This window comes from Neoroseomonas rubea, from assembly GCF_016106015.1.
GTDB lineage: Bacteria > Pseudomonadota > Alphaproteobacteria > Acetobacterales > Acetobacteraceae > Neoroseomonas > Neoroseomonas rubea.
Genome location: NZ_JACADQ010000173.1, coordinates 1 through 8,112 on the forward strand (window position 1 = coordinate 1; position 8,112 = coordinate 8,112).

Annotated in this window: 12 protein-coding genes; 3 read left to right on the top strand and 9 right to left on the bottom strand. The window is 71.2% G+C overall.

Going from position 1 to position 8,112, the window contains the following annotated elements; translation table 11 throughout:
- A partial coding sequence (locus HW577_RS15590; protein WP_198377074.1) for a thioesterase family protein occupies positions 1–424 on the bottom strand: 424 nt, incomplete at its 3' end.
- A 120-nt stretch (positions 425–544) separates the two neighbouring features.
- Between HW577_RS15590 and HW577_RS15595 the strand changes: the two genes are divergently transcribed.
- Together HW577_RS15595 and HW577_RS15600 are read left to right on the top strand one after the other, a co-directional pair.
- Entirely contained in the window at positions 545–1,621 is a 1,077-nt protein-coding gene (locus HW577_RS15595; protein WP_198377075.1) for an LLM class flavin-dependent oxidoreductase, read from the top strand.
- Positions 1,622–1,653: 32 nt separating this feature from the next.
- On the top strand, positions 1,654–1,938 hold the full coding sequence (locus HW577_RS15600; protein WP_198377076.1) for a hypothetical protein: 285 nt from the start codon (positions 1,654–1,656) through the stop codon (positions 1,936–1,938).
- A gap of 7 nt (positions 1,939–1,945) precedes the next feature.
- Here the strand turns inward: HW577_RS15600 and HW577_RS15605 are convergent, their stop codons facing one another.
- The 8 genes from HW577_RS15605 to tpiA all read right to left on the bottom strand — a co-directional run bounded on the left by HW577_RS15605 (position 1,946) and on the right by tpiA (position 7,063).
- Positions 1,946–2,248: a hypothetical protein gene (locus tag HW577_RS15605; protein WP_198377077.1), complete on the bottom strand. Its 303-nt coding sequence runs from the start codon at positions 2,246–2,248 to the stop codon at positions 1,946–1,948.
- Between the two features lie 59 nt (positions 2,249–2,307).
- Entirely contained in the window at positions 2,308–2,622 is a 315-nt protein-coding gene (locus HW577_RS15610; RefSeq protein WP_198377078.1) for a hypothetical protein, read from the bottom strand.
- 61 nt (positions 2,623–2,683) lie between these two features.
- Complete coding sequence (locus HW577_RS15615) at positions 2,684–2,935, bottom strand: hypothetical protein (protein WP_198377079.1); 252 nt, start codon at positions 2,933–2,935, stop codon at positions 2,684–2,686.
- 15 nt (positions 2,936–2,950) lie between these two features.
- Positions 2,951–3,184: a hypothetical protein gene (locus HW577_RS15620; RefSeq protein ID WP_198377080.1), complete on the bottom strand. Its 234-nt coding sequence runs from the start codon at positions 3,182–3,184 to the stop codon at positions 2,951–2,953.
- A 46-nt stretch (positions 3,185–3,230) separates the two neighbouring features.
- Positions 3,231–4,052: a 3-deoxy-8-phosphooctulonate synthase gene (gene kdsA / locus HW577_RS15625; RefSeq protein WP_198377081.1), complete on the bottom strand. Its 822-nt coding sequence runs from the start codon at positions 4,050–4,052 to the stop codon at positions 3,231–3,233.
- A gap of 183 nt (positions 4,053–4,235) precedes the next feature.
- Positions 4,236–5,870, bottom strand: coding sequence for a CTP synthase (locus HW577_RS15630; protein ID WP_198377082.1), 1,635 nt, complete (start codon positions 5,868–5,870; stop codon positions 4,236–4,238).
- Positions 5,871–5,960: 90 nt separating this feature from the next.
- Positions 5,961–6,275 (bottom strand): preprotein translocase subunit SecG, encoded by a 315-nt coding sequence (gene secG, locus HW577_RS15635; RefSeq protein ID WP_198377083.1) that lies wholly within the window; start codon positions 6,273–6,275, stop codon positions 5,961–5,963.
- A gap of 35 nt (positions 6,276–6,310) precedes the next feature.
- A complete protein-coding gene (gene tpiA, locus HW577_RS15640) occupies positions 6,311–7,063 on the bottom strand; it encodes a triose-phosphate isomerase (protein WP_198377084.1) in 753 nt (250 codons plus the stop codon).
- A 120-nt stretch (positions 7,064–7,183) separates the two neighbouring features.
- Here tpiA and HW577_RS15645 point away from each other — a divergent pair.
- Positions 7,184–8,112, top strand: a 929-nt coding sequence (locus HW577_RS15645) for a SurA N-terminal domain-containing protein (protein WP_198377085.1), incomplete at its 3' end; no start/stop codon positions are given.

Consider the following 8,112-nt stretch of genomic DNA (forward strand, 5'->3'; position numbering starts at 1 on the left):
CGCGGTCGGGCAGCGGGCGGGGCGGCGCAAAGGACAGGCCGCGCGGCGCGGCATGGTCGGGCAACGCGACACGCAGCGCCGCGGCGCGCGGCAAGGCCGCGTCGGATGGCGCGAGGTCCGTCACGAAGGTCGCCGCCGGCTGGTCGGTCGCGCTGTTGCGGATCTCGGCAAAGCAACGCAGCCGCCCGCCTTCCTCCCCCAGGATGCCGCCCTGGATGGTGAAGGGCGTGCCGGGCGCCATCTCCCGCAGGAAGCGGATATGCTGGTCGAGCACGCGCACGGTCCGGCCGGAGGGCGGCAGGCCGGCTTCGAGCAGCAGCCAGGACAGCGCATCCGCCACCCGCGCGACATAGTGGCGCACATTCATGTGCCCCATCACGTCGCATTCCTCCTGCTGCACGCTGCCCCGGCCGATGACGATCACGCGCGTCTCCCCCTTGAGTGCCCGCGCAGATCAGCGCGCCCTCGCCGCCCCGGCAAGCCGGGCTTGCGCGAAAGGGGCGTCGGCGGGAGCATCGGGGCAACCAGGGGAAGGAAGCGCAGCATGGATGTCGGCCTGTTCAACCTGATGGGCTATCGCGACCGCGGCACGCCGACCGCCGCGATCTACGACACCACCATCGCGCAGGTGAAGGCTGCGGAGGAGGCCGGCTTCGGCATCGCCTGGTTCGCCGAGCACCATTTCTCCAACTATTGCGTCTGCCCCTCCCCGCTCATGATGGTCGCGCGGCTGGCCGGCGAGACGCGCCGCATCCGCCTCGCCTCCGGCGTCGTCATCGTGCCGCTCTACCACCCGGCGCGGCTGATCGCGGAAATCGGCATGGTGGATGCGCTGACTCATGGGCGCCTCGTGCTCGGCATCGGCAGCGGCTACCAGCCCTATGAATTCGAGCGCTTCGGCCAGGACCTGTCGGAATCGACGCCCCGCCTGCTCGAGGTGATGGGCATGATGGAACAGGCCTTCGGCGCCGAGACGTTTTCCCACAGCGGCGCGCATTACCGGATGCCGGAGACCCACATCGCCCCGCGCCCCGTCGGCGCGATGCCCGAGGTCTGGGTGGCCGGCGACAATCCCGACCTGCACCGGTACGCCGCCGAGCGCGACTGCGTGGTGATGGTGACGCCGCGCCACTTCACCCCCGCCATGCTGGCCGCCGCGCGCCGACGCTTCGAGGAAATCCGCCGCGCGGCGGGCAAGAGCCCCGAGACGCTGCGCTTCGGCGCCATGCGCCCCTTCTGCGTCACCGACGATGCGGGCGAAGCCGCGCGCTTCCTCGAGAACGCCCGCTGGCAGATCCGCCTGTCGCAGAGCCTGCGCCGGCGCGAACAGGCGATGGATGGCGGGATGCTGGTGGAGAAGACCTGGGAGGGCGAGCCCAGCCTCGAGGAGATGGGCGCGCACATGATGGTGGGCGATGCCGCGACCGTCGCCGCCCGCATGGCGGCCGAGATCCGCGCCGCCGCCCCCTGCCACTACCTGCTGCAGATGCAGGTCGGGGACATGGACCCCGGCGTCGGGCTGCGCTCCATCGCAGCCTGGCAGCGCCAGGTCCGGCCGATCCTGGAACGGGAATTCGGGCCCCTCGAGCGGATCGGCATCGCCGCGCCCGCCGCCGCTTGACCCCGGCGGGGCGGATTTGCCACGCTCCCCGGGTGGGGAACCTGGTTCCAGTCCGCACCGGGGATGACGACACGCTGTGGGCCGTGGTGGCCACGGTCGGGCGGAAAAGCCGTGTCGCGGAGGTGTTCCGGTCCCGCGACCAGGCGCTGCATGACAGGGCCTGGCGGGACCAGCAGGTGAAGGCCTATGCGGATTGGCTGGTGCGAGCGAAGCAGCCCGTGCCGCATTATTCCGTCACGCCGATCCGCCGGTCCGAGTTGCCGCGCGCATGGGCCCCGTTGCCGGCGCTCGGCTTCCTGCGCGGGCAGATGATCTGACGATCCTTCAGGCGATTTCCTGCTTCAGCTTCAGGTCGCGCTGGAGGCGCAGCGGCACGCCGCGGCGGTCGCAGGGCGCGACGTAGCTCGTCGGAATCGCCGTCGCGATGGGCATCAGCGCCGTGGAAGGGCGGGAGTAGCCGGCGAAGCGGATATCGAGCCCGTCCCGCCCGCGCACGCGCAGAACTTCCCCCCATTCCCCGGCGCGGGCGGTGACGATCGGCCCGGGCTCGTCGCGCACGAGCCGCACCATGTCGCCCGGTTCGTAGATCGGGACGGGCGATCCGTCCGCCTGGTAGGTGACACGCATGTCGTCTCCTCGCTGGAATGAGACAGTCTTATTTTGTCTCTCGGCCGTGAAGATTTCCTCTACGCGCGGCGACGTTTCGATCCGCCGTCCCGCCGGAGGTCACGCTGGAGGTCGACCCGCAGACCCAGCTCGTCGCACGGAACGACGATCCGCGCCGGAATGCCGTTGGCGATCGGCAAGTCGGTGGTGCGCGGCCGCGAATGACCGGCCAGCCGTATGTCCAGCCCCTCGATGCCGCGGTTGCGCAGCACCACGCCCCATTCGCCGGCCTGCGCCATCACGATCGGACCGGGCTCGTCCTGCACAAGGCGGACATGATCGCCGGGCTCGTAGACCGGCACGGCGGTACCGTCCTCGCGATAGGCGATGCGCATAAAGGTCCTCGGCACTGGCGGCGTCGCGGAGGATTTTCACCCGGCGCGATGAAGGAATGACTTACCCGCCATCCCCCGGCCGCCGCCCGGCCCAGAACAGCCAGGCGATCCAGCCGAAGGCGCCGAGCAGCAGCGCATGGGTGCCGAGGACGACGAGGATCGTCTCCCAATGCCAGGCCGACAGGCGGATCGTCGTCCATCCGGCCGGCAGGCTGTGCCAAAGCACGGCGCCGAGGGCCGCCAGGATCAGCAGCGCGACGATCGGGCGGCGCCTTTGCGGCGGCAGTCCGGGCGGGCGTCGCATCAGGGACATGGTGCCGCGCGGTCCCTATTCGCCGCCGCCATCGCCGCCGCCGCTGTCGCCATCACCGGTGTCCGTGCCATCGCCTTCCTCGCCCTGCCCGCCCCGCATGGCGGCATGGGCGCCGAGCGCGGCGAAGCCGAGGAGCATGCCGCCGGCCAGAACACCGTCCCCCATCGCGAGCACGGCGGTGCCGCCGGCTCCGAGAAGGGCGGCAATCCCGAACATCGTGGCGCGGCTGGTCCTCGCGGCGCGGGTCATGCGCGGAGCCTCGCCTGCGCCGTGCCACGCCGCAACCCGCCGCGGATCAGCCGGACTTGGCGAGCGCGTCGAAGGCCTTCAGCCGCGCGATCAGCGCCGGCATCTCCCGCAGCGGGATCATGTTCGGCCCATCGGACGGCGCATGGTCCGGGTCGGCATGCGTCTCGATGAACACCGCCGCGACGCCGACCGCGACGGCGGCGCGCGCGAGCACCGGGGCGAACTCGCGCTGCCCGCCGCTGCTCGTGCCCTGCCCGCCGGGCTGTTGCACGGCATGCGTCGCATCCATCACCACCGGGTAGCCGGTCTGCGCCATGATCGGCAGCGACCGCATGTCGGCCACCAGCGTGTTGTAGCCGAAGGAGGCACCGCGCTCGCACAGCAGGATCTTCTCGTTGCCGGTGCTCGCGATCTTGGCCGCGACGTTCACCATGTCCCACGGTGCCAGGAACTGGCCCTTCTTCACGTTGATCGCGCGGCCCGTCTCCCCGGCCGCGAGCAGCAGGTCGGTCTGGCGGCACAGGAAGGCGGGGATCTGCAGCACGTCCACGGCTTCGGCCGCCGGGGCGCATTGCTCGGGTGAATGGACATCGGTCAGCACGGGAAGGCCGGTGGCCTCGCGCACCTCGGCGAGGATGGCCAGGCCCTCCTTCATGCCGATGCCGCGGGCGGCCTTCACGCTGGTGCGGTTCGCCTTGTCGAAGGAGGATTTGTAGATCAGCGACACGCCGGCGGCGCGCGCCATCTCGGCCAACGCGGATGCGGTTTCGAGCGCGTGCGCGCGGCTTTCGATCTGGCAGGGGCCGGAGAGAAACACCAGCGGCAGGTCGTTGCCGAGGGTGACGGGGCCGATGGAGACGTGGTGCATGGAACCTCCTAGGCATGACCGGAGGGGCGTCGCCCCTCCGGACCACCCCACCAAAGGCCGAAAGGCCTTTGGAAACCAATATCTTGGCGCCCAACTTCGGCGGGTGGCGCGGTCACGGTGTCCAGAGGCCCTTCGGCCTCTGGCGGGGTGAGGTCCGGAGAGGGGCGGCGCCCCTCTCCGGGATCACACCAACCTGGCCTGCTTCACCGCCGCCCCGATGAACCCCGCGAAGAGCGGATGCGGCTCGAAGGGCTTCGACTTCAACTCGGGATGGTACTGCACGCCGATGAACCACGGATGGTCGGGATACTCGACGATCTCCGGCAGCACCCCATCCGGCGAAAGCCCCGCGAAGCGCAGCCCCGCCGCTTCCAGCCGCTCGCGATAGGCGATGTTCACCTCGTAGCGGTGGCGGTGGCGTTCCTCGATGCGTGCCGCGCCGCCGTAGACTTCGCGCACGAGCGAGCCTTCCGTCAGCAGGGCCGGATAGGTGCCCAGGCGCATGGTGCCGCCAAGATCGCCCGAGGCGTCTCGCTTCTCGACCGCGTTGCCGCGCTGCCATTCGGTCAGCAGGCCGACGATCGGCTCGGCGCAGGTACCGAACTCGGTGGACGACGCGCCCTTGATGCCGAGCAGGTTCCGCGCCGCCTCGATCACCGCCATCTGCATCCCGAAGCAGATGCCGAAGAAGGGGACCTTGCGTTCGCGGGCGAAGCGCACCGCCTCGATCTTGCCTTCCGTGCCGCGTTCGCCGAAGCCGCCGGGCACGAGGATGCCGTTCACCTTCTCGAGCCGCGCGACGGCTTCCTCGTCATCCTCGAAGATCTGGCTGTCCACCCAGTCGAGGTTGACGCGCACATTGTGCGCGATGCCGCCATGCGTCAGCGCCTCGGACAGCGACTTATAGGCGTCGAGCAGGTTCGTGTACTTGCCGACGACGGCGATCGTCACCTCGCCCTCGGGCTGCTTGACCGCCTGGACGATGGTCTCCCAGCGCCGCATGTTCGGCTCGCCATAGGCGGAAAGCCCGAAATGGCGCAGCACTTCCTGGTCGAGCCCCTCGCGATGATAGGCGAGCGGCACCTCGTAGATGGTGCTCGCATCGAGCGCCGGGATCACGCTTTCCGGCCGCACGTTGCAGAACAGCGCGATCTTGCGCCGCTCGTTCTCCGGAATCGTCCGGTCGCAGCGGCAGAGCAGGATCTGCGGCTGGATGCCCAGGCCCAGCAGTTCCTTCACGCTGTGCTGCGTCGGCTTGGTCTTCAGTTCGCCGGCCGAGGGGATGTAGGGCACCAGCGTCAGGTGCATGAACAGGCTGCGCTGCGGGCCGAGTTCATTGGCCAGCTGGCGGATCGCTTCCAGGAAGGGCAGCGATTCGATGTCGCCGACCGTGCCGCCGATCTCGACCAGGACGAAGTCGTAGGCGTCGGTCTCCGCCTGGATGACTTCCTTGATCTTGTCGGTGATGTGCGGAATGACCTGGACCGTACCGCCGAGGTAGTCGCCGCGCCGCTCGGCCGCGATGACATCCAGGTACAGCCGCCCGGTCGTCCAGTTGTCCGCCTTGCGCGCCGCCACGCCCGTGAAGCGTTCGTAGTGGCCGAGGTCGAGGTCGGTCTCGGCCCCGTCGTCGGTGACGTAGACCTCGCCGTGCTGGTAGGGGCTCATCGTCCCCGGATCGACGTTGAGGTAGGGGTCCAGCTTGCGCAGCCGGACCTTGTAGCCGCGTGCCTGGAGCAACGCGCCGAGGGAGGCGGAAGCGATGCCCTTGCCGAGGGAGGAGACCACGCCGCCGGTGATGAAGACGAACCGCGCCATGGGCGCCCTCCTTAGACCGGCGCGCACGGATGCGCCACCCACGCCGGTGGCGGGGCGGCGATGCGCCGGGAAGTTGTTGCGAAGCCTGGGTTAGTTGGTGGGCACCGAGGGCAGCGCCGGGGCGGCCGGCACGCTCGCCGGCGCGGGCGAATCGAGAATCGAGCGGTTCTGCTGCGACGCGCCACGGTTCAGCAGCGCGAGCGACAGGGCAATGACGAAGAACAGCGTGCCGAGGATCGCGGTGCCCCGCGTCAGCAGGTTCGCCGTGCCCCGCCCGCCCATGAAGGACCCCATCCCCTGGGAGGAGCCGATGCCGAGCCCGCCCCCCTCGCTCCGCTGCAGCAGCACGAGGCCGATCAGCGCGATGGTGACGAAGAGGTGGATGACGAGGAGGACGGTGGTCATGACCCGGCGTATCTAGCGAAGCGCGACCCCCGCCGCTACCCCGCGGCGCGGGCGATGGCCAGGAAATCCTCGGCGACGAGGCTGGCCCCGCCCACCAGCGCCCCGTCCACATGCGGAAGGGCCAGGATGGCGGCCGCGTTGCCGGGCTTGACCGAGCCGCCATAGAGGATGCGCAGGCCCTCCCCCTGGCCCGGGAAGGCGGCGACCAGGCGGGCGCGGATCATGGCGTGCATGGCGGCGATGTCTCCTTCGGTCGGCGTCCGGCCGGTGCCGATGGCCCAGATCGGCTCATAGGCGACGACACCGCCGGCGGCGCCGAAGCCCGGCGGCAGGCTGCCGGCGATCTGCGCCGCCACCACCTCCTCCGCCCGGCCCAGAAGGCGGTCATCCTCCGGCTCGCCGACGCAGACGATGGGGGTAAGGCCCGCGGCGATCGCGGCCTCGGCCTTCGATCGCACGGTCGGGTCGGTCTCCCGGTAGGCGGCGCGGCGTTCGGAATGGCCTAGGATGACGAAGCGCGCCCCGGCATCGGCGAGCATCGACGCGGCGATGTCCCCGGTATGGGCGCCCTTGGCCGCGGCATGGCAATCCTGCCCGCCCACCGCGACGGGCCCGCCCGCCATGGCCGCCGCGACGGCCGAAACGAGGGTCGCCGGTGGGCAGACCACCAGCTCGGCGCGGATCGCCGCGCCGCCCGTGGCCACGGCGCGGGCCAGCGCCAGGCCATCGGCGGCCAGGCCATGCATCTTCCAGTTGCCGGCGATCAGGGGACGGACACCAGGGGTCACGGGGCGGGGCTCCTTGAATCAGGTCCACCCCCCGGTAGCCGATCGGGCCGGAATGGCAAAGCGAGGGGGCGCCCGCCCTCGGCCCTTCCGCCCGGGGGACGGCGCGGGTAGGAACGCGCCATGCTCACCGCGCTCCGCCGCCTGGCCGGCACCTGGGTCGCCAAGATCCTCTTCGCCCTGCTCGTCCTCTCCTTCGCCGTCTGGGGGATCGAGGACGTGGTGCGCAACATCGGCCGCGAGACCGCCGTCGCCCGCGTCGGCGACCTGACGGTCGAACTGCCGGAAGCCCAGGCGGCCGCGCGGCGGGAGATGTCGCGCCTCGCCCGCCAGCTCGGCGACCGGTTCTCGGGCGACGAGAACATCCGCCGGGCGGTCGCGGCGAGCGCGGTCGAGCAGCTGGTCTCCGACCGCGCGCTGCGCACCGAGGCGGTGCGGCAGGGCATCGCGGCGCCGGTGGCGGCCGTGCGGGACTCGGTCTTCGCCATCCCCGGCCTGCGCGGTGCGGATGGCGCCCTCTCCCGCCCGCTGCTCGACAGCTTCCTCCGCCAGAATGAGCTGAACGAGGCGCAGTTCCTCGAGATCGTCGCGGGCGACCTGCTTCGGCAGCAGTTGGCCGGCGCGGTACGGTCCGGCGCGGCCGGGCCGGATGCGCTCTCGGCCCCGCTGCTCGCCTGGGCGATGGAACGGCGCGTCGCCGACATGGTGCTGGTGCCGCGCGCCGCGATGGCCGAGCCCGAGGCGCCGACCGAGGCGCAGCTCCGCCGCTACCAGGAGAACAACCCGGCCCGCTTCTCCGCCCCCGAATACCGGGAGGCGGCGGTCGCGATCCTCTCGCCCGAGACCATCGCGGCCGAGATCGAGGTGAACGACGCCCAGCTCGAACAGGCCTTCGAGCAGCGGCGTGCGCAGTACGAGACGCCGGAGCGCCGCGCGCTCCGCCAGGCGGTGCTGCCCGAGGAAGCGGCGGCACGCGCACTCGCCGAGGCCTGGCGCGGCGGCGCCGAGTTCGCGGCCATCGAGGCACAGGCCGGCGCGGCGGGCGGCAGCGC